Genomic DNA, 26,434 nt, shown 5'->3' on the forward strand with positions numbered 1-26,434 from the left:
GGGGTGGCGCGTATCGTGGAGAAATGACCAGGTGGGCGCCGAAGAAGACCGACGTGCTCGACGCCGTGGCCGCCGAGATCCTGCACAACGACGGCCGTGGTCGTGTCCGTGTCGGTATCGACGGGGACGACCCGGAGGTGACCGGTGCCTTCGCGCTCGACCTCGCCGCGGCCCTCCAGCGCGCCGGTCACCCGGCGATGGTCGCGCATCTCCTCGACTTCCAGCGCCCGCGCGCCGAGCGTGACGATCCCGAGGTCGCGGCGGAGGCCCGCGCCTACCGCCTCCGCTACGACGAGGAGCTGTTGCGGCGGGTGCTGCTCGACCCGTTCACGCTCGGAGGCAGCACGGGATTCGTGCTCGCAGGGTTCGATGCGGCCCGCGACGAGCCGCGGCAGGCGCGTTGGCGCACCGCGGGCCGCGATGCGATCCTCCTGGTCGATGGCGAGTTCGTCCTGCGGCCGGAGCTGCGCGGCGCGTGGCACACGAGCATCCGACTCGACTCGCAAGAGCCTCCTCTCGACGCGCTCTACCGGGCGAGCACCGACCCACGGCGCCTCGCGGCGATCCTGATCGACGTGCGCGACCCGGAGCAGCCGCGGCGCCTCTTCGCCGACTCGTGCTGAGGCGCCCCGCTCGGGCGTCCCAGCGACGCCTGTCGGGGGAGTGGCCTGGCCGCGGGGTCAGAGGGCGCGCGCGCGGCGGACGACCTCCGCAGGGGAGAGGAACGCGTGCGAACGCTCGACCTCGTGCACCAGATCGACGAGGAGCTGATTGACCGGCGCCTCCCGCCCCGCGCGGTGTGCGGTGCGCACGACGGCTCCCGCGAGGTGGTCGATCTCGCTCGGGACCCCGCGACGCACGCTCTGCAGCGTGGATCCGGGATTGGGCACGGCGCCCATGCCCGCTGCCATGCGACGGGGGAGCAGTTCGACCGCGGCGAGCGGGGCGACGGACAGCGCCCGGACGCTCGCGTGGCTGAGCCCCTGGAGCGAACCGAATCGCACCCCGGCGGCGAGACCCGTCCGTGCCGCTTCGCGCAGCGCCCGCGCGAGCACCCGGCGCAGCTCCGGCTCGGCCACCGTCTCCTGCACGGAGAGGCCCGTGATCGCGGGCAGCGCATTGACCTCGTTGACGAGCAGCTTCGTCCACTGCACGCCGACGAAGTCGTCGGTCGTCGTCGTCGGCACCGCCTCGCCCAGGACGGCCGCCGCGCGACGGACGTCGTCGTCGGCGGGCCGCTCGATCGCTCCGAGAGTCGTGATGCCCGGCGCCGTGACCGTGACGCGACCGGGCTCAAGATGACTCGCCGCGAACAGTGCGAGCGCGCCGACGAGTCGGGCATCGCGGACCTGCCGCGCTGCCGCCTGCACGCCGTCGAGACCGTTCTGCACGACGACGAGGAGCGTCCCGTCGACCGTGCGGCGGTTGGCGCGCAGGGCATCCTCCGCATCCTGCGCTTTCGTCGCCAGCACCGCGAGATCGGGAACGAGGTCGAGGGTCTCGCCGCTGCGGACCCACGCCGTGTGCTCCCCCCACGCTCCGTCGAGTCGGAGTCCCGAGCGGCGGATCGCGGCGAGGTGCCCACCTCGCGCGGTCACTTCGACGTCGTGGCCCGCCCGATCCAGCAGCGCCGCGATCGTGCCGCCGACGGCCCCTGCTCCGAGCACTGCGATTCTCACCAGCACAGCCTAGGGCGAGCGCGGAATCCCCCCTGCGTGCCAGGCCCTCTCCCGAACGGCGCGTGTATCCTCGCACCCGTGCTCGAGACCCCCCGTCCTGCGGCGACCGACGATGCCGTCGCGGCCCCCGCGTCCGGCGGCCGGTCAGCGGCCCCGAACGGCGTCCTCCTGCTCGACAAACCGGGAGGCATCACCAGCCACGACCTCGTTGCGCGCACCCGTCGACGCGCGGGCACCCGCAAGGTCGGCCACGCCGGCACGCTCGACCCGATGGCGACGGGCCTGATGATCCTCGGCCTCGGCCCCTCGACCCGGCTGCTCACCTACCTCGTCGGGCTCGATAAGCAGTACGAGGCGACCATCCGCCTCGGTGCGTCCACGACGACCGACGACCGCGAGGGCGAGGTGCTCGCCACGGCGGCCCCCGGTCTGGCCGCTGCACTCGTGCCGGAGGCGGTCTCCGCCGCGATCGCGGATCTCACGGGCGCGATCCAGCAGGTCCCGAGCACGGTCAGCGCGATCAAGGTCGACGGGCGCCGAGCCTATGCCCGCGCACGCGACGGCGAGGAGGTCGTCCTGAAGCCCCGTTCCGTCACGGTCTCAGCCTTCGACGTGCTGTCCCGCCGGGTCGAGGAGCCGTTCCTCGACCTCGACGTCCGGGTGACGTGCTCCTCCGGCACGTACATCCGTGCCCTCGCCCGCGACCTTGGCGACGCCCTCGGGGTGGGCGGTCACCTGACCGCCCTGCGCCGCACGGCCGTCGGGCCGTTCGCGGTCTCGCACGCGGGCACGCTCGAGGAGCTGGACGTCGCCTCCGCGCTGCTGCCGCCGACCGTCGTCGCGGCCGAGCTGTTCCCGCTGCTGCGCCTGGATGCGCGCGAGGCGGCGGACCTCGCCCACGGCAAGCGCATCGCCGTTCCGGAGGCCCTCGCGCAGGCGAAGGGGCTCCTCGCGGCCGTCGCGCCGGGGGAGCGGCTGATCGGGCTGGCCGAGCGCCGCGGCTCGCAGCTCAAGAGCGTCGTGAACTTCCCGACGGAGGCGATCCGCGCCGAGCAGGGGAGCGAGGTGGCCGAGCCGTGATCGAGTGGTTCACGATCCTCCAGGTGGCGGTCGCGGTCGCGGCGGGCCTGCTGTGCCTCGTGCTCGGCCTACTCGCACGTCGCCCCTCCGATGTCTCGGTCGGCGCGACGGCCATTGTCGAGCTGCTGCTGATCGTGCAGCTGGCCGTCGCGATCGTCTCTCCGCTCGTGGGCAATCGCCCCTCCGGCAGCCTGGCGGAGTACTACATCTACCTGATCTCGGCGCTGCTCCTGCCGCTCGCCGCCGGCTTCTGGGCGCTGATCGAGCGCAGCCGATGGAGCACAGTCGTCCTCGGCGTCGCGTGCCTCTCGATCGCGGTGATGGTGTACCGGATGCACCAGATCTGGTTCGTGCAGAACGCGTAGTTCCCCGGCGTTGCTCGATGCGCGGGCACGGGGAGGCGTCGACCGACCGCCTACCATGGACGTGCGATGTCGAAACCAGCCAGTGATGCGTCCGGACGGGCCACCCGCGATCCCTCAGTCCTCTCGGCACCCGGCGGTGCGCGGTCCGCACCCCGCTCCTCCCGCTCGCGCGGCATCGGGAGCGTGCTCGTCGCGGTCTACGCGATCCTCGCGCTCGCGGCCACGGGGCGCTCGGTGTTTCAGCTCGTCACCCGCTTCGACGAGGCACCCCTCGCGTTCTCGCTCTCGGCCCTCTCGGCCGTCGTCTACGTCGTCGCCACCGTCGCGCTTGTGGCGCCCGGCCGCGCGTGGCAGCGCGTCGCCTGGGTGACCATCACCTTCGAGCTCGTCGGCGTGCTCGTGGTCGGAGCGATCAGCCTGCTCGCGCCGCAGGTGCTCGGCCTGTCGAGCATCGATCCCTTCGGTCGGCAGGCGACGGTGTGGTCCGCGTTCGGCGCCGGCTACCTCCTCATCCCGCTCGTGCTGCCCGTGCTCGGCCTCTGGTGGTTGCGCGTGCAGCAGCGCCGAGCGCGGGGGTCGGACGCCTGATGCGGATCGAGACGCAGGCGCGCGACCTCGCCGGAGTCGGCCCGTCCGCCGTCACGATCGGCAAGTTCGACGGCGTGCACGCCGGGCACCGCGCGGTCATCGGGCGCCTGCACGAGCGCGCACGCGAGCGCGGCCTCGCCGCCGTCGTGGTGACCTTCGACCGTAATCCGCTCAGCGTCATCGCGCCCGCCGCGTGCCCGCCGGCCCTCGTCGGCAATGAGCAGAAGCTCGAGCTTCTCGCCGGCACCGGAGTCGACGCCACGCTGCTGCTCACCTTCGACGAACAGTTCCGTGCGCTCTCGCCCGAGGAGTTCGTGCGAGAGATCCTCGTCGACGCGCTGGAGGCGAGGGTCGTGCTCGTCGGTTCCGACTTCCGCTTCGGTGCGCGGGGCGCAGGAGATCTGACGCTGCTCCGCTCGCTCGGCGGCCGTCACGGCTTCGAGGTCGAGCTGATCGACGACGTGCGGCCGGAGCACGGTCGTCGCGTCTCCTCCACGTGGATCAGGGAGCTGCTCGCCGAGGGCGACGTCGAGCACGCGACACGGCTCCTCGGGCACGAGCCGGTGGTTCGCGGAGTCGTGGTGCACGGGGCCAAGCGCGGGCGCGAGCTCGGATTCCCCACGGCGAACCTCTCGCCCGAGTCGCAGGGTCTCATCCCGGCCGACGGGGTCTATGCGGGCCGGCTGACGTCCGAGGGCGTCACCTACCCCGCCGCGATCTCGGTCGGCAGCAACCCCACCTTCGTCGGCGTGCCGCCGAAGCAGGTGGAGGCGTTCGTGCTCGACCAGACACTCGACCTGTACGACCGTGTCGTCGACGTGGCCTTCGTGGGACGCATCCGCGGGCAGGTCGCCTACGAGGGCATCGAGCCGCTCATCCGCCAGATGAACGACGACGTGCTGCGCGTGCGCGAGGTTCTCGGGATCGACTGACGCGCCTCCTAGCAGCGGCCGGACGCGCGCACCAGTCGGAGACCTCGCGGAGGCCTCGGCGTAGCGTGGCGGGCATGAGCGAGACCCCCACCGATCCAGCGCTCCCCCTGGCGCTCGTCACCGGCGCCACCGGCTACATCGGCGGGCGCCTGACGCCGCGCCTGCTCGAGGCGGGATTCCGCGTGCGGGTCCTCGTGCGCGATCCCCGCAAGCTCGCCGAGGTGCCGTGGGCCGAGCAGGTCGAGGTGGCGCAGGGCGATCTGGGTGATCCGGAATCGCTCGCCGCGGCGTTCGAGGACGTCGACGTTCTCTACTACCTCGTGCATTCGATGGGCTCCGGGAGCGATCACGCCCACTTCGAGGAGGTCGAGAGTCGAGCGGCGTCGAACGTGGCGGAGGCGGCACTCGCCGCGGGCATCGGCCGCATCGTCTATCTCGGCGGCCTCCACCCCGAGGGCGAGCGGCTCTCGAAGCATCTCCGCTCCCGCGCCGAGGTCGGCCGGATCCTGATGGCCTCCGGCGTGCCGACCGTCGCCCTGCAGGCGGGCGTCATCATCGGCTCGGGCTCGACCTCGTTCGAGATGGTGCGGCACCTCACCGACGTGCTGCCCTACATGCCCGCGCCGCAGTGGGTGCGCAACCTCATCCAGCCGATCGCGGTCCGCGACGTGCTGCACTACTTGATCGGCGCCGCCTCCCTCGACGACCGCACCCTCAACCGCACGTTCGACATCGGCGGCCCCGACGTGTTGCGCTACGGCCAGATGATGAACGGCTACGCGGTGGAAGCGGGGCTGCCGCAGCGGCCGATCGCCTCGCTCCCGGTGTTCACGCCGTGGCTCGCCTCGCAGTGGGTGAACCTGGTCACGCCGATCCCCCGCTCGCTCGCGGTGCCGATCATCGCCTCCCTCCAGTACGACTGCGTCGTGCATGAGCAGGACATCCGCGCGCTGATTCCCGACCCGGAGGGCGGGCTCACTCCGTACCGTCGGGCCGTGCGGCTGGCGCTCGGCAAGATGCGCGCCGGTGAGATCGAGACGAGCTGGCAGAACGCCGAGGTGGTCGGAGCGCCGAGCGATCCGCTGCCGAGCGATCCCGAATGGGCCGGCCACACCGTCTACGTCGACCTCAAGGTGCGACGCACGGGCGCCGACCCGGCGAAGCTCTGGCGGGTCATCGAGGGCATCGGTGGCACGAACGGCTGGTACTCCTTCCCCCTGGCGTGGGTGATCCGCGGTTGGATGGACCGCCTCGTCGGGGGAGTGGGCCTCCAGCGCGGGCGGCGCGACTCCGCACGGCTGCACGCGGGCGACGCCCTCGATTTCTGGCGCGTGGAGGCGATCGAACGGCCGACGCTTCTGCGCCTGCGCGCCGAGATGAAGGTGCCGGGAGGCGCGTGGCTGGAGATGCGCGCGGAGCCCTCGGGCGACGGCGGCTCGATCTACACGCAGCGCGCCGTCTTCTTTCCGCAGGGTCTCGCGGGACGCCTCTACTGGTTCGCTATCCTCCCCTTCCACGGCGTCATCTTCACCGGCATGGCCAACCGCATCACGGCGACCGCCGCCGACCTGCCCGACTCCGGCGACGAGCGCTCCCCTGGCGGGCGCCGGGCGGAGAAGTGACAATGGGTACGGTCCAGCGGCGGCGACGCCGCTCGGGACGCCGACGAGAGGAACACGATGAGTGAACGATCGGATGCGGACACGGGGCGCGATCTCGAGCTGGGGAAGGTGCTGTTCGTGGGGGACAGCATCATTCAGGCGGGGCCATGGGAGGAGTGGCTGGCGGCGTCGACCGTCGTCAACGCGGGCGTCGGAGGGGCGACGACCGACGATGTCCTCGAGCGCCTCCCCGAGCTGGTCGCCCTCGCACCCGACACGGTCGTCGTGCTGGTCGGCACCAACGATCTGGCCTGGCATCGCACCTCCGAGCACGTCGTGCGCAACATCGAGACCATCGTCGCGACGTTCCGTCGCGACCTGCCCGACGTGCGTCTCCTGATGACGTCGGTGTTGCCCCGCGGGCATGACTTCGCGCCGCAGATCCGCGAGATCAATCGACACCTCTGGCAGTTCGCGCCGACGGCGCACGCGGGTTACCTCGATCTCTGGCCGGTGCTGGCGGGCGAGGACGGCGGGCTGCTCGAGCAGTACTCGCCGGACGGACTGCACCTCAACGAGGACGGCTATCGGGTGTGGCGCGAGGCGCTCGGTCCGGCGCTGGAGGCGGTGTTGCGGATGCCTCCGCGCACTCGACCGATCACCCTGCCCTTCGACGAGTTCGCACGGCCGCGCACGGCCTAGCCTGCCGCGCTCGTTTCGGAGGCGAAGACGGTCACGAGTCCTCCGATGCCGGAGTCTCGAGCGCGTGCCCGAGGGCGGCGATCGCCGCGGGCCCGACGCGGCAGCAGCCTCCGATCAGCCCGGCGCCCGCCTCGCGCCAGGAGGCGACGAGCGCGGGATCGAACGCGGGCTCGCCGCTCCAGCGTCGGGCGTCGGCGTCCCACTCCTCACCGCCGTTCGGGTACACGACGACGAGCTTGTCGCTGCTCGCCCGCGCGACACGGATCGCCTCGAGGACCTCGCCGGGCGGACAGCAGTTCACCCCGATCCCGATGACCTCGTCGGCCGCGGCGGCGAGGGCGAACGCCTCCGCGAGCGGCTCGCCGGCCGCGGTGCGTCCGCGGCGGGCGCTGACGCTGATCCACGCGGGCACCGGGCATCCGCGCAGAGCCGCGACGATCGCGCGCACCTCGCGGGTCGAGGGGATGGTCTCGATCGCGAGGAGGTCGGGGGCGGCGGAGGCGAGGGTGCGCAGCCGCGGCCGATGCCACTCCTCCAGCTCGACCTCGGTGAGACCGTCGTCGCCGCGATACTCGGAGCCGTCGGCGAGGCTCGCGCCGTACGGTCCGACGGAGGCGGCCACCCAGCCGCCGTGCGCCTCCCGTGCCACGGCGACGCTGTCCAGGAGGGCGCGCTCGGCGAGACCGGCCGCGAGACCCGCCGTGGCGAACCCGCTCGCGGACACCTGATAGCTCGCGGTCACCGCGACACGCGCTCCCGCGGCGGCGAACGCCCGATGGGCGGCTCGGACCCGCTCGGGCTCGTCGACGAGGACGCGTGCGCTCCAGAGCGCCGAGTCGACACGGGCACCCTGTGCCTCCACCTCGGTCCCGAGGCCGCCGTCGAGCAGCACCGGCCGCTCCCGCGCCGCGGCGATCAGGGCGGCGGCGCTGCTCACGAGCGGTTGTTGGAGAGCTCGAAGACCTTCACGAGCTCGGCGATCGCGGCCTCGCGGGCCTCGCCGCCCTCCTCGAACATCGCCGTGATGTGCGTGCGCAGGTGGTTCTCCACGATCAGCTTGTTGAGCGACCCGAGCGACTTCTGGATCGCGAGCGACTGCGTGACGATGTCGATGCAGTAGTCCTCGTTCTCGATCATCTTCTCGAGTCCGCGCAATTGGCCGCTCAGGATGCGGGCCCGGTGCAGAGAGCGCTTCTTGATGTCCTCGATCACGCCGCCAGCCTACGCGCCGCAACGAATACCCGGGCGGGGTATCTTGCCCCGTACGATCGCAGGATGAGCGCCCGCCGACCCGCCCGCACGACCGACCGCTATCCCTCCCGGGCCACGGCGCGGATGGCGCTCGCGCCGGGACTGCTGGGAGCGATCGTGGTGCTCGCGGGCTTCGCGTTGATCGGAGGCGATGCCTACGACGTCATCCGCTATCCCGTCGCGATCCTCGCGGCCGTCATCGGCTGGTTCGCGATCCAGGCGCGGGCGTTCCTGTGGCTGATCGGGCTCGTGCCTATCCTCGTGCTGTGGAACCCGGTGCTGCCGTTCGCCTTCCCCGATGCGGTGTGGTCCTCGCTCAGCCTCGCGGCCGTCGGCGTGTTCGTCGCGGCGGGGCTCGTCATCCGGGTGCCCACGCGGGAGTGACGCGCAGGGGAGTCAGGACGCGGGAACGACGCGGCGCCGCCTCCGGGCGCTCGGGGAGTAGACTTGCTGCGCACCCGCACGCCGGGGACGCTGCGACCGGGTCTCAGACCCGTTGCTCGGAGCTCCCGACGGCCGCCGGGAGCACCGACGCCCGACACCTCCGCGGAGGCGACGCGGCGGATGCAAGGCGACGGCAGAGCGCGGGAACCCCTCCTCCGCCCCCGTCACACGTCGAGGAGGAGCATGGCTCGCAGCGGCCAGCGTCAGTCCGGTCAGTCGCGTCGACCCGCGACCGCCGCCGGGAGTCGGCCCCGATCGCGCGCACGCGGGATCGACAACGCCGGGATCATTCCGATCCTCGCGCGCCGGGTCCGCGAGGTGGAGGCGAAGGCCCAGACCGGCAAGGTCGGTCCCACGAACCGCACGAAGTTCCTGGTGATCGCGCTGCTCATGCGCGAGGAGCGCAAGCGGGTCAAGGTCGACTCCTCGCTCACCGAGGCCCAGCGCGCAGAAGAGATGAAGCGGCTCGACGGCATCGCGACGATCCTCGCCAAGACCGCCGCCCGCGACACCAGCCTCATCGCGCTGCTCGAGTCCGAGGCCGGGATCACCGCCGCAGCGCAGAAGCTGCGTCGTGACTGGCTGCTCGAGGCCGGCGCCGAGCTCACCCCCGACGAACTGCTCATCGTGACCGAGCCCGAGCCGCAGCCGGAGGTGCCTGAGAACCGCGTCGTCCCCCCCTCGGTGCGCGCTCGACAGCTCGCGAACCCCTTCCTCCCGCCGGACTTCTCGATCGCGCAGGCCGCGGCTCCCGCTCCCCGGGGGCGCCTGGACGACTGGGAGCTGCTCGGCCCGCTGTTCAAGGCGTTCGAGTACGGCGCCGGTGGTCGCGCCGCGAGCATGGAGCTGCCAGAGCCTCCGACGATCGACCGCGTCTCGCCGCGCGGACGCGAGCTGATGCCACACCAGGCGCGTTTCATCGAGAGCGCGCGGGAGGGGCATCGCAGCTTCCTGCTCGCTGACGAGCCAGGACTGGGAAAGACCGCGCAGAGCCTCCTCGCCGCCTCTGTTGTCGGTGCCTATCCGCTGCTCGCGGTCGTGCCCAACGTCGTGAAGATGAACTGGGCGCGCGAAGTCGAGCACTGGACCCCGCAGCGTCGCGCGACGGTTATCCATGGCGACGGCGGGACACTCGATGCCTTCGCCGACGTCGTGATCGTGAACTACGACATCCTCGATCGGCACATCGGCTGGCTCGGAAGCCTCGGCTTCCGCGGCATGGTCGTCGACGAGGCGCACTTCATCAAGAACCTGCGCTCGCAGCGCTCGCAGAGCGTCCTCGCGCTCGCCGCGAAGATCCGCGAGACGACTCCCGGCCACGATCCGCTCATGATCGCGTTGACGGGCACGCCGCTCATCAACGACGTCGATGACTTCCGCGCCATCTGGCGCTTCCTGGGCTGGATCGACGAAGCCAAGCCGGGCGCGGAGCTGATGGCCCGACTCGAGGAGACGGGGCTCACTCCCGCCGACACCGGCTTCTACCCCGAGGCGCGCGAGGCGGTCATCGACCTCGGCATCGTGCGTCGTAAGAAGATCGACGTCGCGGCCGATCTGCCCTCGAAGCGGATCGTGGACCTGCCCGTCGAGCTCGACGACGACCTCGGCCGCTCGATCCAGAAGGCGGAGCGCGAGCTGGGCGCGCGGATGCTCCAGCGGTTCAGGGCGGTCACCGCCTCGATCGCCCACGAGCTCGACGACGACGAGAAGGAGCGGTTCATCCGCATCGTCGCGCAGAGCGAGCTCGAGGAGTCGAAGTCGGCGAAGACGGGCGAGAACGTCTTCACGATGGTCCGACGCATCGGTCAGGCGAAGGCGGCTCTCGCGGCCGACTACGCTTCGCAGCTCGCCCGCTCGGTGGGCAAGGTGGTGTTCTTCGCCAAGCACATCGACGTGATGGACCAGGCCGAGGACACTTTCGAGAAGCGCGAGCTCGCCTCCGTCTCGATCCGTGGCGACCAGACCGCCGCGTTCCGTCAGACCCAGATCGACGCGTTCAACGAGGACCCGGACGTCTCGGTCGCCGTCTGCTCGCTCACGGCGGCGGGAGTTGGCGTGAACCTTCAGGCGTCGTCGAACGTCGTGCTGGCCGAGCTGTCGTGGACCTCGGCCGAGCAGACGCAGGCGATCGACCGCGTGCACCGCATCGGGCAGGAAGAGCCGGTCACCGCCTGGCGCATCATCGCGGCGCACACGATCGACGCGAAGATCGCCGAGCTGATCGACGCCAAGGCCGGTCTCGCCGCGCGCGCTCTCGACGGGGCCGACGCCGAGACGACCTCGGCCGACACAGTGCAGCTCGACGCGCTCATGCATGTGCTCCGGGAGGCGATCGGCTGAGGCCGCCTGTGGAGGGGCTTCGCTCAGCCGCCCACGTGCGAACCGAAACCCGACTTCCCGGTGCCGCCGAAGCCTCCGGAGAGGGTCGCCTTCGAGCCGACCTTCGCGCCTGCGGGCGCCCTCTGCACGACGTCCGGCTGCGTCGCTCCGTGGGCCGCGAAGCCTCCGGTCGATACGGGAGCCCAGCTCGACGGGCGCGCCGAGCTCCACCGTGAGGAGGGGTAGATGATCGGGCCGAGCCAGTAGCCGCCGCCGTAGTAGCCGTGGTAGTCGTCACTCGACTCGCACAGCTGCTCCGGGTCGCGGGCGAGCTCGGCGCGCGCCTGGTAGACGAAGCCCTCCTCGCCATAGCCCCCGCCCGCCTCCGCGATGACGGAGCCGTCTGCGTCGAGGATCGTGACGTTCGCCCCCTCCCGCCCGAGGCGCGGCTTGCGCACCTGCGCGATGCCGGCGAGCGACTCGGCCGACGCGGGAAGCAGGTGCGGGTGGCCGGGGAACAGCTCCCAGAGCACCACGAGCAGCTGCTTGTTGCTTGTGAATCGCGACGATAACTGTCGTGTTTTTCGCACCGTCTCGCGTCTTCACGACGCGGCGGGATCATGCTGCTGGCGCACCAGTCCTGCAGACGAGTTGCGAGTCCCGAGGCGTCTCCGCGGGAGCTAACTGCAGCGCGTATCCAACGCGCGCGAGACTCTCCGGGCGCGCCGCCTTGACGGCGCGCACAGCCGGACCCTTATCCTGTCATTTGTTGATATTCAATAAATGACGGATGGGGTCAGCTCGTGAAAGTCCAGCAGAGCTATGTCATCGCGGGCCGTGTTGCTCTGGTCGCAGCCATAGCTGTGACGATGATCTGCGCGGCGACCGCCACTGTCTTCGCCGTCGGACACTTGGCCGACGCGATCGGCGGCCGCGCCGAGGTCACAGTCCCAACGCTCACCAACATCGAGCCGGGCAGCATTGGACCCGACGTGGAGTGGGCGCGCTACGCAGGAGTGACGATGTTCGTCACGAGTACCGCGGACGGGAGTTCGCTCCTCACAGGTTCAGCGCTGTTATCGCTGGGGTCGATCGTGGTCAGTGCTACGGCCATCGTTCTCCTCTGCGTCAGCCTGCTTCGAGCACGCCCGTTCGACGTGTCAGTGATCGTCGCCTGGTTCATGGCGGCGATTGTCACTCTGGCGTCTGGGATCGTCGGGCCGGTGCTGCGCGGACAGGCGATCGAACGCATTGTTCGGTCGTTGCCCGCGCCTTCGCCGTCGGATCTGATCGGGCGCGGCGACACTGCCCTCTACGTCGCACACGAACTGGCTGCGCTTCCGTTACTGGTGGGTGGGGCCTTCGGCTTGGTTGCCGTCGCACTCACAGTGGCTCGAAAGCTCCGTCGTGACGCCGACGGGATCGTCTAGTGCCGTCCACTGGCGCTCCCGACCGCCATGTGCATTGCCGGCTGACGGAACTGCTCGACGAGCGCGGAATGAGCCTGACTGAGCTCAGCGAACGGGTCGGGGTCACGATCGCGAACCTTTCGATCCTCAAGAACGACCACGCCAAGGCGATCCGCTTCACAACCCTGACCGCCATCTGCGATGTCCTCGACTGCACGGCGGGGGAACTCTTCGTGATCGTCGCAGGCCCTCTTCCCGCGCGCAAAAGGCGAAAGGGCGGTGCCGAATGACACCCACCATCACTCGGGGACGTGTCGTCCTGAGCACGGGCTTTTCCGGCCTGCTGACCGATCGTGGGATTACGGTCGACGAACTCAGCGACCAGGCCGGCATCCCCGTCGAGGAGCTGAACAGGTTCGCGTCCGGTCACGCGGCCGGCATCCGCTTCGACAGCCTCCTGACCATCTCTGACGTCCTGGGCTGTGACATCGATGAGCTGTTGCCGCTCGCGACCAAGCCCGGCGACTCGCCACAGGTGAAGCCCCAGCGCACCGTGACGCGCCCGCCCGCTCACTGGCGCTTCGCCCTCGGCGGCAGCGCGGTCTCGCTATTCGTCGTGTGGGTTCTCACCGCGATCATCAGCGCCGTCAATCCGGTCGATTTCCTGGTCTACCGCTACGGCTCGGCCGGAGCTCTCGCAGGAAACGACATCTACAACGGCAACCTGGCCGGGCCCATGATGCCGGCCGAGGGGCTTCCCTTCACCTACACTCCGTTCGCGGCGCTGACGCTGCTTCCTACGAATGTGTTCGCGCCGATCACCGCGTTCGTGGTCTGGTCGCTGCTGACGATGGCGCTGCTCGCGTGGGTGATCTGGCGTTGCACCCCGCCGGGGCCATCGCGTGTTCGCCACGCGCTGATCGCCTTCGCCCTCAGCGGGTTCTCGATCGTCGTCGCCAGCCACATCATTTTCGGCCAGATCAACATCCTGCTCATGACCCTGTGCCTTGCAGACATCGCCCGCAGCCCGCACAGCCGGCTGGGCCGCCTAATTCCTCCGGGCGTGCTCGTCGGAGTCGCGGCCGCGATCAAGCTCACACCGGCGCTCTTCATCGTCTACTTCGCCGTCACGCGCCAATGGCGGCGCACGTGGTGGAGCATCGCCGCCGCGGGCACCTGCACACTCGCCGCGGCCACCATCTACCCCGCCGCGAGCCGCACATTCTTCGCGGAGACGGTCTGGCACCTCAGCGACAAGGTCGACCTGGGTGGCCTCTTCGCCACGTCGGGCAATAATTCCATCCAAGGCGCCCTCGCCTACTTCAACGTACATCCCCTTCTCGCCGCTCTACTGGCGCTGGGAGCAGGTGCGCTCGGCATCCTCGCAGCGCACGCGACCTACACCCGCGGACACGCTCTTGACGCCGCCGTCATTGTGGGAATCACCGCCTGCCTGGTATCACCCGTCAGCTGGCTACACCATTGGGTCTACCTCGTTCCCGCGCTGGTCATCCTCTCGGTGAACCGTTCACGCAGCTCCCGCCGCTTTGTCTGTGTGGCATCGCTCGTGATTCTCGCCACAGGTCCGACGGTCGGCGACGTGCTCCTTGGTACCGGCTTGGCGTGGGTGTGGCCGTTCGCCATCATCCTTCGTGAATCGCTACTTCTCATCGGCATCATGGCCGCGGTTCTGCTCTGGCGAAGGGCTACTGGTGCTCCTTATTCCGGTGTGTCCATGATCGACCGTTCATGAGGCAGTCGGCACTTTCCTCGCTCAGTTCGGCGTGTGAACCGCAGCGCTGGACGGCGGCGTCCTGTGATCGCTCTGTGTCGTCAGGTGCGGCTGAGTGTGGTGGTTTCCTGCTCGGTCCGAGCGAGCTTCGCGCTCGTCTCCATTTCTGCCATATGCGGGGCGCGGTGGTGGCGGGGTGAGGAGTCGACGGAGTGTTCGGCTTGGTAGATCGCGTCGGTGACGAGTTGGCGGGCGTGTTCGTCGATGAGGCGGTAGTAGACGCGGGTGCCGTCGTGGCGGGTGGTGACCATGCGGGCCAGGCGGAGTTTCGCGAGGTGTTGGGAGACGGCGGTGGGTGTCTTGTCGACGAGGCCGGCGAGTTCGGTGACGGAGCGTTCGTTCTCGCGCAGCGCGAGGATGATGCGCACGCGGGTGGCGTCGGCGAGCATCGCGAAGACCTCGACGGCGAGTTCGACGTACTGGCTGTCGTGCTCGGCCGTGGCGTGGTCGTCTTCCATGTGCCGATCCTGCCACGGGCAGAAGAAGGAGGTCCTGCCTGCTCGCCGTTGACGAGCGGGCAGGACCCTGGGTTAGCTTCGGCGCATCCGGCGGACGAGGAAGACGGTGAGCGCGGCCACGACCGCGGCCACTCCGGCTCCGATCGAGAGTCCGAGGACCACACCGGAGGGCGCGGCTTCCGACGCCGTGGACGCGGGAGCATCCTCTTCTGCCGCGGCGCTGTCCTGCTCCGTCGGCTCTTGCCCGCAGGCGGGAACGCTGGAGGCTCCGTCGGAGCTCGGGGTTCCGTCGGCGGGCGCGTAGTCGAAGGTGTACGTCTCGGAGATGGGGTGCCCGTCGGCGGAGACGACCTGCCAGAGGACCTCGTACTCGCCCGCGCCGCCGAGGGCGGCGGGTGCGGTGATGGTGGGTCCGATGAGGGTGGTGCAGCCGTCGCTGTAGTGGCGGCCGTCGGGGCCGATGACCTGGATCGCGAAGGCGTTGCTCTCGCCGCCGAGGTTGAGCAGGTTGTCGGTGAAGGTGAGCGAGATCTCGCTCACCGCACTCGTGCTTTCGCCGGCCGCCGGAACCGTCTCCAGCAGCGAGTCGTGCGCGGCCGCGGGACCCGCCGCACCGAGGACGAGCAGAGCGGCGGCACCGGCGGCGGTGAGGCCGCCGGCGACCATGATCCGGCGCGTCATGCGGCGCGCTTGCGGCCGAACAGCGCGAGAGCGCCGAGGACGGCGCCGACCGCCGCAAGCACGAGAGCCGCGATCGACAGGCCCAGCGGCAACGCCGTGTCGGAAGAGTCAGCGGTCTGCGCCGAGGTGGTCTCGGTGGTAGCGCCGTGGCTGTCACCTGAGGCCGCCTCCTCGTCGGCGCTGCCGCCGTGGTGGCCGTCCTTGACCTCGTCCTCGATGAACAGGACGGGCGCGGGCTTGAGGGTGTCGTCCGCGTCGAGCTCTTCTGCGGAGGCGGTCCAGTTCGCGATTTCCCCGTCGTCGTAGGTCTGAATTGAGGGCAGCAGCAGGCTGCCCGTCTCCGGGATCGGACCGAGCGACACGGTCCAGCTCTGGAACGCTCCCGGGCGGATGCCGCCGCCGGCGTCGGCGGTGAACACGATGCTCATCGGCGCTTCGGTGAGGGTGTTCCCGGACACCTCGACCGGCTCGGGAAGCGTCCCGGTGATGACCTCGGTGCTCCAGCCGGGGGTGGCCTGGTAGCGGACGGAGGAGATCGGGGTGTCGGTGGGCAGGGCGACCTCGAGCTTCACGGTCGAGGCGGTCGCGGATTCATTGAGCGCCTGGATCACGAAGTTCTGCGAGGCGCCGGGGTCGGCCTGGTTCGGGGTGATGGACACGTGCGCGGACGCGGCGAGGGGCGCAGTGACTGCGAGGGCGACGCCGGCGCCCAGGCCGAGGAGGGTGGTGGACAGGGTGCGGGTGGTGGAGGTCATGACACGTCGTTTCGTGGACGGCGAACGCGTTCAGCGACGGCGCGGCCGTCGGGCGTTCGCAAGAAGAAAAGAAGGAAGGGCAGGGGGCGCTCAGGCGCACGCGAGTGGCGGTCCGCGATGCCGCATCGATCCCAGCACCACGAGCCGCGGGGCGAGCCTCGCGGGACGCCCGGCCGGCGCCGGCACGTGCTCAGCGACGGCGGGGCGCAGGGCGCCGAGGGTGAGGAGCGCGGCGGCGATCGGGAAGCCGGTGCGCTGCAGCAGCTCCCAGAACAGTCCCTCCGCGTAGCGGAGGACGGCGAAGGTGAGCGCGGCAGCGATCACGTGCGCCAGCCACATGCCGGCGTCGTGATCGGCATGCCCGGCACTCTCCCCGAGCACGAGGACGCTCGACGGCGCGGAGCCGTGATGCCCGACGTGAGCGCTGCTTCCCGTGCTCGTCGCGAGGGACGCGTCGCCCCAGCTCATCGTCGTGTGGAACACCGTCTGGCTTGCGGCGATCGCGACCGCGAGGCGCCCGCGGGACAGGGTCTTCCCGGCGAGGAGCGTGCAGACGGGGACCGCGAACGCGAGGGTGATGATCACGCCGAGAGCGTTCGGCGTGCAGCCGTCGGCGATCGCGTGGAAGAACACCGCGAGGAACGTGGCGACCACGGCTGCGATCGTGCCGCGAGCGGCCCGGGCGCCTCTGCTGCGCACGCCGCCACCCCCTCGCTCGCTACCGGTAGAGCGCCGGAAGCTGCCTCCATTCTGCCCGACTCCTGCGAACCTTCTAACCTGCACGATCGTGCAGGGATAGGGTGGTGCCGTCCGATGTCAGGAGTCCTCCCGTGCTGTCCGTTCTGCGCTCTCGCGCCTACCGCTCGCTGTTCGCCGCCCAGGTGATCGCGCTGATCGGCACGGGCCTGCTCACCGTCGCGCTCGGCCTGCTCGCCTACGACCTCGCCGGCGCGCAGGCGGGCGCCGTCCTCGGCACGGCGCTGACGATCAAGATGGTCGCCTACGTCGGCGTCGCCCCCGTCATCGCGGCACTCGTGCATCGGCTGCCGAAGAAGGTCGTCCTCGTCAGCGCCGACCTGATCCGCGCCGCCGTCGCGCTGTCGCTGCCGTTCCTGACGGACGTGTGGCAGATCTACGTCCTGGTGTTCGTCCTCCAAGCCGCGTCCGCGACGTTCACTCCCGCCTTCCAGTCGCTCATCCCGGTGGTGCTCCCGGACGAGCGCGAGTACACGAAGGCGCTGTCCCTCTCCCGTCTCGCCTACGACCTCGAGGCGCTGGTCAGCCCGATCCTCGCGGCGGTCCTGCTGACGGTGATCAGCTCCAGCAACCTCTTCCTCGGTACCGTCGTCGGGTTCCTCTGCTCCGCGGTCCTCGTCGTGACGACGCGGCTCCCGGGCCGGCCCGAGGTGGCCGCCCCCGGGAACCTCTGGCAGCGCACCACCGCGGGGGTGCGCGTGTTCGCGCGCACCCCGTCGCTGCGGTTCCTGATGGGGCTGAACCTCACCGTCGGCGCTGCGACCGCCCTCGTCCTGGTGAACACCGTCGTCTACGCCCGCGACGTGTTCGCGCTGAATGACTCCAGCCTCGCCCTCGCGCTCGCCTGCTACGGCAGCGGCTCCCTCCTCGTCGCCCTGAACGTCCCGCGGCTGATCGACCGGTACGGCGACCGGCGGGTCATGCTCGCCGGCAGCGTCCTCGCGATCACCGGCCTCACACTCGCGATCGCGATGACCCTCGCCTCCGCGACCTGGGCGGGCGCCTGGTGGCTGCTCCTCGCGACGTGGGCGGTCCTCGGCGCCGGGAACTCCCTCATCGGCACCCCCTCGTCGCGACTGCTGATGCGCGCAGCGACGGAGGAGAACCGCAGCGCGATCTACACCGCGCAGTTCTCCCTCTCCCACGCCTGCTTCCTGATCACCTACCCCCTCGCCGGCTGGATCGGCGCCGTCAACCTCACCGCCGCCGCGACCACGCTCCTCGCCCTCGCCCTGCTCGGCGCCCTCCTCGCCCTCCGCTCCTGGCCCGCCCGGGAGCCGGCCGAGCAGGCCGCTGCACCTCAGCCCGCCCCGGCTCAGGGGCGCTCGTGACCAGCTCCGGGCGACCGAGCAGGGGAATGCGGGCGGCCGCGACCGCAGGAGTCACGCTCCTCGTCGGCGTCCTGATCGGACTGCTGATCACGGGCGGACCGTGGGCGCCCCGCCCGGTCGACGGGTCCAGCGCTGAGGCCGGCTTCGCCCGCGACATGCAGACCCACCACCTCCAGGGCGCCGAGATGGCACTCCTCATCCGCGACCGCACGAGCGACGACGAGGTCCGCTACCTCGCGACCGACCTGCTCCTCACCCAGCAACAGCAGTCCGGACAGCTCTTCGGCTGGCTCAACAGCTGGGGCCTCCCGCAGGCCTCCACCGACGACGCGATGCACTGGATGAGCGCACCGCGCGACGCGGACAATCACGAGCAGATGCAGGGCCACAGCTCCGGCGACGACGAAGTGATGGCGATGCCGGGCCTGGCGACGCCTGCTCAGATCAGCGAGCTCACCGCCGCTACCGGAGCCGACGCCGACGTGCTGTTCCTGGAGCTGATGATCACCCACCACGAGGGCGCACTGACGATGTCCGACGCCGTGATCCAGCGCGGTGAGGACCCGATGGTCCTCACCTTCGCCGACGTGATCGCCACCTCGCAGCGCCTGGAGATCGAGCAGATGCGCGACATGCTCACCGCCCGCCGCCCCTGACACTGGAGCATCACGAGCTGCGAGGCGTCACTTCCAGGCGCTGCGGCGCAGCAGCCGGAGTCCGTTCAGCGCGACGATGACCGTGGATCCCTCGTGGCCGGCGACCGCCAGCGGCAGGGGCAGCGTCGAGATCAGGTCCCAGGTCACCAGGACCGTGATGAAGGTACCCGCGATGATCAGGTTCGCGACGACGTAGCGGTGCGCGCGGCGCGAGAGGGCGATCACCTTCGGGATCACCGTCAGATCGTCCCGGATGATCACGGCGTCCGCGGTGTCCAGGGCGAGATCGGATCCGTGGCGGCCCATCGCGATGCCGGTGCTGGCCGACGCGAGGGCGGGTGCGTCGTTGACGCCGTCGCCGACGAGGAGCACCGGGATCCCGCGTTCCTCGAGCTCGCGCACGGTCGCGGCTTTGTCCGCGGGCAGCAGTCGCGCGCGCACTTCGCTGATGCCGGTGCGTCCGGCGATGTCCGCGGCCGTGCGCTCGTTGTCACCGGTCAGCAGATACACCGGTTCGCTCGTCAGCGCCGCCGTCTGCGCGACGGCGGCGGCCGCATCGAAGCGCAGGGCGTCCTCGAGCACGACCGTGCCCACGTGGGCTTCGTCGGCGATGACGTCGACGACGGTTCCGAGGATGTCCGGATGCTCGGCCGACTGCACGACGCGCACCAGCACGCCGTCGACGCGCCCCTCGACGCCGTGACCGGGCAGGGCACGGAAGTCGGCGGCGGGAGCGATACCCGGGCCGGCGGCGCGGACGAGCGCGCGTCCGAGCGGGTGCTCGCTGTGCTGCTCGACCGCGGCGGCAAAGCGCAGCACTTCCTCCTCCGAAACGCCGGGGGCGGGTGAGATGCGGTGGACGACGGGTGCACCCTCGGTGAGGGTGCCCGTCTTGTCGAACGCGACGAGCCGGGTGCGGCCCAGACGCTCCATGACCGTCGCCGACTTCACGAGCACCCCGTGACGGCCCGCGTTCGCGATCGCCGCGAGCAACGGCGGCATCGTCGACAGCACCACCGCGCACGGGGACGCGACGATCATGAACGTGATCGCCCGCAGCAGCGCGTTGCGGAAGTCCTCCCCGAACGCCAGCGGCAGCGCGAAGACGAGTAGCGTCGCCGCGACCACGCCGAGTGAGTACCGCTGCTCGACCTTCTCGATGAACATCTGCCGTGTCGACTTCGTCTCTGACGCCTCCGCGACCAGCGTCACCACCCGCGCAATGACCGAGTCGGCCGCCGCCCGCTCGATGCGGACGGAGAGTGCACCGGTGCCGTTGACCGTGCCCGAGAGCACGGGGTCGCCGGGTCCGCGCCGCACGGGCACCGATTCACCGGTCATCGCGGCCTGGTCGACCTCGCTGACTCCGTCGACCACGACCCCGTCGCCGCCGATCCGCTCGCCCGGGCGCACCAGGATCAGATCCCCGACCGCGAGCTGCGCCGTCGGGACCACCTCGAGATCCTCCCCGTCTGCCGTCCCGCGCAGCCGGGTCGCCTGCTCCGGAGCGAGCGTGAGCAGGCTCGACACCGAGTCAGCCGTCCGCTGCGTCACGAGCGCCTCCAAGGCGCCACTGGTCGCGAAGATCACGATGAGCAGAGCCCCATCAAACACCTGCCCAATCGACGCGGCCGCGATCGCCGCGACGATCATCAACAGATCAACGTCGAGCACCTTCTCCCGCAGCGCGGAAAGCCCGGCCCACGCCGGCTCCCAGCCGCCCGCGACGTAGCAAGCGAGATAGAGCGTCCACCACACCGGCGCCGGAGCGCCGGCCAGCTGCAGAGGCCACGCGATCAGGAACAGCAGCAGCGCCAAAGCCGCCCACCGCACCTCCGGCAGCCGCGCACCAGTGACGAAGATCGACGGCGCCTTCGCCAGCACTCGACCACCTTCGCGCAACGGCGCCTGCGTCAACGCGCTCACGCCGAAACCTCCGCCGGATGAGCGTGGTGGTGACGGGGAGAGCCGCCCAGAGCGTGCTCCGCCTGGAAGATCGCGTCGCGCACGAGCTGCGACGCGTGCTCGTTCTCCAACCGGTAGAACACCCGGGTCCCGTCCTGCCGCGTCGACACCATCCGCGCCAGCCGCATCTTCGCCAAATGCTGCGACACCCCCGCCGGAGTCTTCTCCACCACCTCCGCGAGACGGTTCACCGACATCTCACCCGCATCTCTCAACGCCAGAATCAGCCGCACCCGCGTCGCATCCGCCAGCATCGCGAACACTTCGACCGCGAGCTCCACATAATCACTCTCGGGCAGACGACCACATACCCGCAAACCTTCATGCATGCGCAGATCATTGCACATCGAGGGTCACACGAGAACCTGCGTACGGATGAAGGTACGAGATGTGAAAAGGTGGCGATTGTGGGAAAGCTGATCTATGGACCGGGAACCGTCTACGAGATGGACGACCGCACTCTCGCTCACGTGAAGCTCGCCCTGACCGCGAAACTGCGCCGACAGGAGAGCTTCCTGCTGTCCTGGCCGATCCCCGCCGCTCAAGGGGCGGGGCGGACGTCGCTGTGGATCGCTCCGATGATCCCGCTGCAATTCCAGTTCTCCGGCAGCAGGCCGCCCGGGATCAACCGTCAGTGGATCGTCTCGATGCTCGATGGGTCGCACAGCGACCGCGGCATGATCATCCTCTTCGAAGCCGACGCCGCAAAAATCGCCTCGACCACCGCTGCCGCCCAGCCCTGACCTTCCAAGTGCGGACGATGCGCGAGCACCCTCCGCACTCAGGCCGTGTCGGCGAGCCTCGAGTTCAGGCGATTCGACGGCGGAGCCGGGGGCAGTCCGTGATGAACCAGAGGATGAGGAGGGCGATGACGCTGACGGCCGCGGAGGAAGCCAGGCTGCTCTGTCCCACGAGCCTAAGCACCCACCCCACGAACCCGTCGTAGCCCTCGCTCGGGCGCAGGTCGTCAGCGGGCGTGGGGAGGGTCAGACGCGGGTGGCGTCGTCGACCTCGCCGACGAGCTCCTCGATGATGTCCTCGAGGAAGAGCACCCCGGTCGTGGCGCCGTCCGCGTCGTAGACGCGGGCGACGTGGGCGCCGGTGCGGCGCATCGTGGCGAGGACGTCCTCGAGGTCGCTGCCGTGGAACGCGGACGCGAGCCGGCGGATCCGCTTGCCCGGGACGGGCGCGGTGAACGCGGCGGGGTCAGTGAGGTCCATCACGTCCTTGAGGTGCAGATACCCGGTGGGGTCGCCGTCCTCGTTGGTGAGGATGTAGCGGGAGTAGCCGTGCTCGGTGACGGCCGCCTGGATGTCTGCGGGGGAGGAGCCGGCGGGCAGGAGCACCATCTCGCTGATGGGCACTTCGACGTCGGCGACGGTCTTCGACGTGAACTCGAACGCGGCGGTCAGGGCGCCGGTCCTGTCCAGCAGCAGGCCCTCGCGGGTGGACTGCTGCACGATGTTCGCCACCTCGTCCAGGGTGAACGCCGACGTCGCCTCATCCTTGGGCTCGACCTTGAACAGCCGCAGGATCGCGTTCGCGAGCGCGTTCAACGTCCAGATGACCGGGTTGAAGATTCGCGCGACGAGCACCAGCGGCGGCGCGAGAATCAGCGCCGCGCGGGTGGGAACCGAGAAGGAGATGTTCTTGGGGACCATCTCACCCAGCACCACATGCAGGAACGTGACCAGCAGCAGCGCGACGATGAACGCGATCACGCCGATCACCTCTCCGGAGAGGCTGGTGAAGCCGAGCGGGATCTCGAGCAGGTGGTGGATGGCGGGCTCAGAGACGTTGAGGATCACCAGCGAGCAGACGGTGATGCCCAGCTGGCTGGTCGCGAGCATGAGCGTCGCGTGCTCCATCGCCCACAGGGTCGTCTTCGCGGCCTTGCTGCCCGCTTCGGCCTTGGGCTCGATCTGGGAGCGGCGGGCGGAGATCACCGCGAACTCGGCGCCGACGAAGAACGCGTTGACGACCAGGAGGATCACCAGCCAGATGATGCCGGGGAGGTACTCGCCCATCACTTCACGTCCTTCGTCATCTGCGTCACGATCCGGTCATGCGGACTCTCGAGTCCCGGCTGCCCTTCGGCTGCCGAGGGGGTGAACCGGATCCGGTCCACCCTCGTCCCGTCGACCCGTTCCACGCGCAGCACGCCCTCGGCGACCTCGACCTCATCGCCCAGCTCGGGGATGCGGTCGAGCCGGTCGGTGACGAACCCGGCGACGGTGTCGTACTCCTCGTCCTCGGGAACCGTGACGCCGGCGCGTTCGAGCAGCTCGTCGGGTCGGAGGGACGCGTCGAACGTGATCGAGCGGCCGACCTTGACGACTCCGGTGCGGGCGCGGTCGTGCTCGTCCTCGAGCTCACCGACGAGCTCCTCGACCAGGTCCTCGAGGGTGACGATGCCGGCGGTGCCGCCGTACTCGTCGGACACGATCGCGACCTGCAGGCCCTCCGCACGCAGGAGCCCGAGGAGCGTGTCGACGCCCATCGATTCCGGCACACGGGTCGGCGCTGACATCAGCTCACCGGCCGTCACGTCGGAACGGCGGTCGAGGGCGACCGCGAACGCCTGCTTCACGTGCAGAACCCCCAGGATGTCGTCGGAGTCGCGGCCGATGACCGGGAACCGGGAGAACCCGGTGGCGCTGGCCACCCGCACGATCTCCTCCGCCGTGTCGAACACGCGCACCGAGATCATCCGGGTGCGCGGAGTCATCACATCATCCGCGGAACGCTCCGTAAAGCGCAGCGTGCGGGAGAGCAGCGTCGCGTGGTCCGCATCCAGCACCCCCTCCAGAGCGGAACGGCGCACCAGCGAGGACAGCTCCTCCGCGCTGCGGGCACCGGAGAGCTCCTCCTTCGGCTCGATGCCGAACGAGCGGATGATCGCATTCGCCGTGTTGTTGAACAGGGCGATCACCGGACGGAACACCGTCGTGAACAGCGTCTGGAACGGCACGACGAAGTGCGCCGTGGCCAGTGGCAGAGCGAGGGCGAAGTTCTTCGGGACCAGCTCGCCGATCACCATCGAGAAGATCGTCGCGAGGAAGATCCCGACCACCGCGCCGATCCCGGGGACGACCGCCTCCGGGACGCCGACGGAGAGCAGCGGGCCGGCGAGCAGCGAGGAGATCGCAGGCTCGAAGGTGTATCCGGTGAGCAGCGTCGTCAGGGTGATGCCCAGCTGCGCGCCGGAGAGGTGCGTGGACGTGATCCGTAGCGCCTTGATCGTCGGCCCGAGCCGCTTCTCGCCCCGCGCCTGCCGCGCCTCGAGGTCGTGCCGGTCCAAGTTCACCAGAGCGAACTCCGACGCGACGAACATGCCGGTCCCGGCCGTCAGGACCAGACCGATCCCGACCATCAGCCACTCAGACATCGAACAGCCCCTCTCCGTTCACGAGAGTGAGTGCGGAGCGGGGCGTGGACCTATGACCGGGTCTATCCATGATGAAAGGATCGTAACGACCTGCGACTGTGAAAGCCCACTCAGGAACCAGGATCGTCGTGTGCCGTTCACAGGTGACGGCGACGCCCCTGTAGAGCGTCGCCGTCACTAGCGTTCGTCGGCTGCTTACTTGAAGACGTCCTTGACGTCCTCGCCGACCTTCTTGGTCGAGGCGGCAGCCTGGTCCTTCTGGCCTTCGGCCTTCAGGCTGTCGTCGTTCTTGTGGTCGCCGACGGCCTCTTTCGCCTTGCCGGCGATGTCCTGAGCGGCGTTCTTGATCTTGTCATCGAGCCCCATAGTGGTGCCTCCTTCGTTCGATCGTGGCCCCACTCTAGAAGCGCTTTTGTGAGCGGAACTGAGAGAGATCTGGTGGTTCAGTGATTACCAGCTCCGTGCTGACCTGCCGTCGGGGCGGAGGGGTTTCTCGCAGGCGCGACCAGGCGGAGGACGATTGCCGCTACCGCATCCGATGGGAGCGGACGAAGTCGTTTGTAGAGAGCGGGGTCGTGCTCGCCGTCGTCGCCGATGAAGACTCAGCTGATGTGCGGGAGCCCTCCCCCCCTGCGGGTATCGAGCGGGACCGCCGCAATGACGGATCTTTCAGCGGCGCGGATCGACACCGATCGCCGTGCGCGGCAGGGAACGCGGGTCGATCGCCTCCCCGATCCGGTGGACTCGCCAACCGACGCGCGGGAGCACCGCGATCTCCGGTCGCCAGACGAGCGTCACGATCGCATGCTCAGGAGCCTTGCGGTTCGGGACGATCCACTCATCCGTGAAGACCAGACGAACGTAGGCCACATCGGACGCGTCCCGGGCATAAATCGGTGCGGTACTGATCTTCGAATCGCTTCTCGCCCACGCCCGAGCCTCTGAGAAACCGCCCCACCAGTCGACAGATTCAGGCGTCACGAACGCCTCCGCCAGCACCCTGTCAGCCCCCGGATGCTGCAGGTGAAGCGCCGTCCTGAAGTGATTGACGAACAGAGAAGGATGCCAGTCCGGCAGACCCTCGGCGATCACCGCTGCGTCATCCTCCTCGGTCCACCGCTGCTGATCATCAACCACGCTCTAACGCTAGGGGGGCGCGGCCTCGGCCGCACTCACGCTCTCGTGAGAAGACACCTCGATCTCCCGCGACCGGCCGGGTAACAGCGAGGGCGATCCCGGCCGCTCTTAGCCCGACGGTCACGAGCTGTCGGGCGACTGTCGGCGTAGGTCGCAACCTCTCTGTTCCCTCAGGACGCAGCCACTCGCCTCACGTCCGAGCGGCCAAATCTGAAGGCCGAGGGCCGACGCCCCGGCCACCGCGACCGCTCCAAACGCGGCCGCCGACATTGTCGTGTCCGCCTGGGGTGCCGACATGGCTGTGACCGCCTCCGGCAGGCCCGCGAACACACGAAGAAGGTCGACGAGCACTCCTTGTCGCCATCTCTCCACGATGGATCGTCAGAAACTCTGAGGATCGCTCCGCTATTCGTCGCCGCCGGTCTCGGCGTGGGGGGCGCCGACCGCCTTCGACTCGGGCGAGCCGCGCTCACGCAGGTAGATCGAGAGCGCGGCCATGCTGCCCACCGCGAGGAATTCGGACTGCCAGTTCTGCAGCGTGCGGTTCCAGAAATCAGAGGAGGCGAGGTACTCGGCCCAGGACACCGGCACCGAGAGGTCCATCAGTTGCTGCTCGTCATACGCGATGTGCCCGGCGATCGACTGCGCGAACCACGAGCCCGCGAAAATGACACCCATCACGATCAACAGCGAGTGCGAGTAGAACCAGCGCCGCGGACCGCCCGGGAGCTTCGCGGACCGCGGAGATGACTCCTCGGCCCACGGGCCCATCCGCTGCTCCTCGTCGGAGGCCCGGCCCCGCTGCTCAAGCGTCTTCGACTCGGACGATCCGCGTTGCACGAACCAGACCGTCGCGCCGATGTAGAGGAAGAACTGCAGGTACTCCGACTGCCAGTTCTCGGCGACGTCCGCGGCGAAGCTCGACGACGTCAGGTACCGCAGGTATGGCACCGGGTCGAGCCCGGCTGTGCGCAGGTCCTGCAGGTAGACGAAGAAGCCCGCGATCGACTGGCCGACGAGAGAGAGGAGGAACAGGGCGCCGAAGACCAGGGTCAGCGAATTGTCCCGCAGGAAGGTGCGACCCGGGGCGTGCTGCCGGATCGGGCCGAGAAGTCGCACGACAGCGCTCATCGGTGCAGCACCCC

At 69.7% G+C, this 26,434-nt stretch carries 30 protein-coding genes; 15 read left to right on the forward strand and 15 right to left on the reverse strand.

Annotation, left to right across the window (positions count from 1 at the left end; translation table 11 throughout):
* The first annotated feature begins 23 nt into the window (after positions 1–23).
* On the forward strand, positions 24–623 hold the full coding sequence (locus tag ITJ45_RS05200; protein ID WP_194608902.1) for a hypothetical protein: 600 nt from the start codon (positions 24–26) through the stop codon (positions 621–623).
* A gap of 57 nt (positions 624–680) precedes the next feature.
* Here the strand turns inward: ITJ45_RS05200 and ITJ45_RS05205 are convergent, their stop codons facing one another.
* Entirely contained in the window at positions 681–1,679 is a 999-nt protein-coding gene (locus ITJ45_RS05205; RefSeq protein WP_194608900.1) for a ketopantoate reductase family protein, read from the reverse strand.
* Positions 1,680–1,757: 78 nt separating this feature from the next.
* On the opposite strand from ITJ45_RS05205, the gene truB reads away from it, so the two are divergent.
* From truB to ITJ45_RS05235, 6 genes are all read left to right on the forward strand, one after another.
* Complete coding sequence (gene truB / locus ITJ45_RS05210) at positions 1,758–2,759, forward strand: tRNA pseudouridine(55) synthase TruB (RefSeq protein WP_194608898.1); 1,002 nt, start codon at positions 1,758–1,760, stop codon at positions 2,757–2,759.
* Positions 2,756–3,124, forward strand: a complete 369-nt coding sequence (locus ITJ45_RS05215) for a hypothetical protein (RefSeq protein WP_194608896.1) — start codon at positions 2,756–2,758, stop codon at positions 3,122–3,124. Before truB ends, ITJ45_RS05215 begins: the two co-directional genes overlap by 4 nt.
* 66 nt (positions 3,125–3,190) lie before the next feature.
* Positions 3,191–3,712 carry a hypothetical protein gene (locus tag ITJ45_RS05220; protein ID WP_228493633.1) on the forward strand — a complete coding sequence of 174 codons (522 nt, stop codon included), beginning with the start codon at positions 3,191–3,193 and terminating at the stop codon, positions 3,710–3,712.
* Complete coding sequence (locus ITJ45_RS05225) at positions 3,712–4,644, forward strand: bifunctional riboflavin kinase/FAD synthetase (protein WP_194608895.1); 933 nt, start codon at positions 3,712–3,714, stop codon at positions 4,642–4,644. The genes ITJ45_RS05220 and ITJ45_RS05225 overlap by 1 nt, the downstream gene beginning before the upstream one ends.
* A gap of 74 nt (positions 4,645–4,718) precedes the next feature.
* Entirely contained in the window at positions 4,719–6,266 is a 1,548-nt protein-coding gene (locus ITJ45_RS05230) for an SDR family oxidoreductase (protein WP_194608893.1), read from the forward strand.
* 57 nt (positions 6,267–6,323) lie between these two features.
* Positions 6,324–6,947, forward strand: coding sequence for a GDSL-type esterase/lipase family protein (locus ITJ45_RS05235; RefSeq protein WP_194608891.1), 624 nt, complete (start codon positions 6,324–6,326; stop codon positions 6,945–6,947).
* Between the two features lie 31 nt (positions 6,948–6,978).
* Here ITJ45_RS05235 and mmuM read toward each other — a convergent pair whose 3' ends face one another.
* Positions 6,979–7,884, reverse strand: a complete 906-nt coding sequence (mmuM, locus tag ITJ45_RS05240; RefSeq protein WP_194608889.1) for a homocysteine S-methyltransferase — start codon at positions 7,882–7,884, stop codon at positions 6,979–6,981.
* A complete protein-coding gene (locus ITJ45_RS05245; protein ID WP_194608887.1) occupies positions 7,881–8,159 on the reverse strand; it encodes a metal-sensitive transcriptional regulator in 279 nt (92 codons plus the stop codon). The genes mmuM and ITJ45_RS05245 overlap by 4 nt, the downstream gene beginning before the upstream one ends.
* A 63-nt stretch (positions 8,160–8,222) precedes the next feature.
* Here ITJ45_RS05245 and ITJ45_RS05250 point away from each other — a divergent pair, with 63 nt between their 5' ends.
* Positions 8,223–8,582, forward strand: a complete 360-nt coding sequence (locus ITJ45_RS05250; protein ID WP_194608885.1) for a DUF6804 family protein — start codon at positions 8,223–8,225, stop codon at positions 8,580–8,582.
* Between the two features lie 243 nt (positions 8,583–8,825).
* Positions 8,826–10,982, forward strand: coding sequence for a DEAD/DEAH box helicase (locus tag ITJ45_RS05255; protein ID WP_194608883.1), 2,157 nt, complete (start codon positions 8,826–8,828; stop codon positions 10,980–10,982).
* Between the two features lie 23 nt (positions 10,983–11,005).
* On the opposite strand, the gene ITJ45_RS05260 is transcribed toward ITJ45_RS05255, so the two are convergent.
* The gene (locus tag ITJ45_RS05260) at positions 11,006–11,551 is read right to left on the reverse strand and encodes a glutathionylspermidine synthase family protein (protein ID WP_194608881.1); all 546 of its coding nucleotides are present in this window, start codon (positions 11,549–11,551) and stop codon (positions 11,006–11,008) included.
* Positions 11,552–11,764: 213 nt separating this feature from the next.
* Between ITJ45_RS05260 and ITJ45_RS05265 the strand changes: the two genes are divergently transcribed.
* The 3 genes from ITJ45_RS05265 to ITJ45_RS05275 are packed head-to-tail and all read left to right on the forward strand — an operon-like array spanning position 11,765 to position 14,123.
* Positions 11,765–12,391 (forward strand): hypothetical protein, encoded by a 627-nt coding sequence (locus tag ITJ45_RS05265; RefSeq protein ID WP_194608879.1) that lies wholly within the window; start codon positions 11,765–11,767, stop codon positions 12,389–12,391.
* Complete coding sequence (locus ITJ45_RS05270) at positions 12,391–12,660, forward strand: helix-turn-helix transcriptional regulator (protein WP_323742943.1); 270 nt, start codon at positions 12,391–12,393, stop codon at positions 12,658–12,660. Before ITJ45_RS05265 ends, ITJ45_RS05270 begins: the two co-directional genes overlap by 1 nt.
* Positions 12,657–14,123 (forward strand): glycosyltransferase 87 family protein, encoded by a 1,467-nt coding sequence (locus ITJ45_RS05275; RefSeq protein ID WP_194608877.1) that lies wholly within the window; start codon positions 12,657–12,659, stop codon positions 14,121–14,123. Before ITJ45_RS05270 ends, ITJ45_RS05275 begins: the two co-directional genes overlap by 4 nt.
* An 80-nt stretch (positions 14,124–14,203) precedes the next feature.
* On the opposite strand, the gene ITJ45_RS05280 is transcribed toward ITJ45_RS05275, so the two are convergent.
* The 4 genes from ITJ45_RS05280 to ITJ45_RS05295 all read right to left on the reverse strand — a co-directional run bounded on the left by ITJ45_RS05280 (position 14,204) and on the right by ITJ45_RS05295 (position 16,755).
* Complete coding sequence (locus tag ITJ45_RS05280) at positions 14,204–14,620, reverse strand: ArsR/SmtB family transcription factor (protein ID WP_194608875.1); 417 nt, start codon at positions 14,618–14,620, stop codon at positions 14,204–14,206.
* Between the two features lie 72 nt (positions 14,621–14,692).
* Positions 14,693–15,301 carry a copper resistance CopC family protein gene (locus ITJ45_RS05285; RefSeq protein WP_194608873.1) on the reverse strand — a complete coding sequence of 203 codons (609 nt, stop codon included), beginning with the start codon at positions 15,299–15,301 and terminating at the stop codon, positions 14,693–14,695.
* Positions 15,298–16,056, reverse strand: a complete 759-nt coding sequence (locus tag ITJ45_RS05290; protein WP_194608871.1) for a YcnI family protein — start codon at positions 16,054–16,056, stop codon at positions 15,298–15,300. The genes ITJ45_RS05285 and ITJ45_RS05290 overlap by 4 nt, the downstream gene beginning before the upstream one ends.
* Before the next feature lie 90 nt (positions 16,057–16,146).
* The gene (locus ITJ45_RS05295) at positions 16,147–16,755 is read right to left on the reverse strand and encodes a hypothetical protein (protein ID WP_194608870.1); all 609 of its coding nucleotides are present in this window, start codon (positions 16,753–16,755) and stop codon (positions 16,147–16,149) included.
* A gap of 131 nt (positions 16,756–16,886) precedes the next feature.
* Between ITJ45_RS05295 and ITJ45_RS05300 the strand changes: the two genes are divergently transcribed.
* Positions 16,887–18,143, forward strand: a complete 1,257-nt coding sequence (locus ITJ45_RS05300) for an MFS transporter (RefSeq protein ID WP_194608868.1) — start codon at positions 16,887–16,889, stop codon at positions 18,141–18,143.
* A complete protein-coding gene (locus ITJ45_RS05305) occupies positions 18,140–18,799 on the forward strand; it encodes a DUF305 domain-containing protein (protein ID WP_194608865.1) in 660 nt (219 codons plus the stop codon). The genes ITJ45_RS05300 and ITJ45_RS05305 overlap by 4 nt, the downstream gene beginning before the upstream one ends.
* A gap of 27 nt (positions 18,800–18,826) precedes the next feature.
* Here the strand turns inward: ITJ45_RS05305 and ITJ45_RS05310 are convergent, their stop codons facing one another.
* A complete protein-coding gene (locus ITJ45_RS05310) occupies positions 18,827–20,725 on the reverse strand; it encodes a heavy metal translocating P-type ATPase (RefSeq protein ID WP_323742942.1) in 1,899 nt (632 codons plus the stop codon).
* Positions 20,722–21,045, reverse strand: coding sequence for a metalloregulator ArsR/SmtB family transcription factor (locus tag ITJ45_RS05315; RefSeq protein ID WP_323742941.1), 324 nt, complete (start codon positions 21,043–21,045; stop codon positions 20,722–20,724). The genes ITJ45_RS05310 and ITJ45_RS05315 overlap by 4 nt, the downstream gene beginning before the upstream one ends.
* 42 nt (positions 21,046–21,087) lie before the next feature.
* Here ITJ45_RS05315 and ITJ45_RS05320 point away from each other — a divergent pair, with 42 nt between their 5' ends.
* Positions 21,088–21,507, forward strand: coding sequence for a hypothetical protein (locus ITJ45_RS05320; protein ID WP_228493631.1), 420 nt, complete (start codon positions 21,088–21,090; stop codon positions 21,505–21,507).
* Positions 21,508–21,750: 243 nt separating this feature from the next.
* Here the strand turns inward: ITJ45_RS05320 and ITJ45_RS05325 are convergent, their stop codons facing one another.
* The 5 genes from ITJ45_RS05325 to ITJ45_RS05345 form a co-directional block, all read right to left on the reverse strand.
* Positions 21,751–22,791 (reverse strand): hemolysin family protein, encoded by a 1,041-nt coding sequence (locus ITJ45_RS05325; RefSeq protein ID WP_194608859.1) that lies wholly within the window; start codon positions 22,789–22,791, stop codon positions 21,751–21,753.
* Positions 22,791–24,152, reverse strand: coding sequence for a hemolysin family protein (locus ITJ45_RS05330; protein WP_194608857.1), 1,362 nt, complete (start codon positions 24,150–24,152; stop codon positions 22,791–22,793). Before ITJ45_RS05330 ends, ITJ45_RS05325 begins: the two co-directional genes overlap by 1 nt.
* A gap of 195 nt (positions 24,153–24,347) precedes the next feature.
* Positions 24,348–24,518 carry a CsbD family protein gene (locus ITJ45_RS05335; protein ID WP_194608855.1) on the reverse strand — a complete coding sequence of 57 codons (171 nt, stop codon included), beginning with the start codon at positions 24,516–24,518 and terminating at the stop codon, positions 24,348–24,350.
* A gap of 303 nt (positions 24,519–24,821) precedes the next feature.
* Positions 24,822–25,289, reverse strand: a complete 468-nt coding sequence (locus ITJ45_RS05340; RefSeq protein WP_194608853.1) for a hypothetical protein — start codon at positions 25,287–25,289, stop codon at positions 24,822–24,824.
* 405 nt (positions 25,290–25,694) lie between these two features.
* Positions 25,695–26,420 (reverse strand): DUF6766 family protein, encoded by a 726-nt coding sequence (locus ITJ45_RS05345; protein ID WP_194608851.1) that lies wholly within the window; start codon positions 26,418–26,420, stop codon positions 25,695–25,697.
* Positions 26,421–26,434 lie beyond the last annotated feature (14 nt).

It is taken from the genome of Rathayibacter sp. VKM Ac-2879, assembly GCF_015351245.1.
GTDB lineage: Bacteria > Actinomycetota > Actinomycetes > Actinomycetales > Microbacteriaceae > Rathayibacter.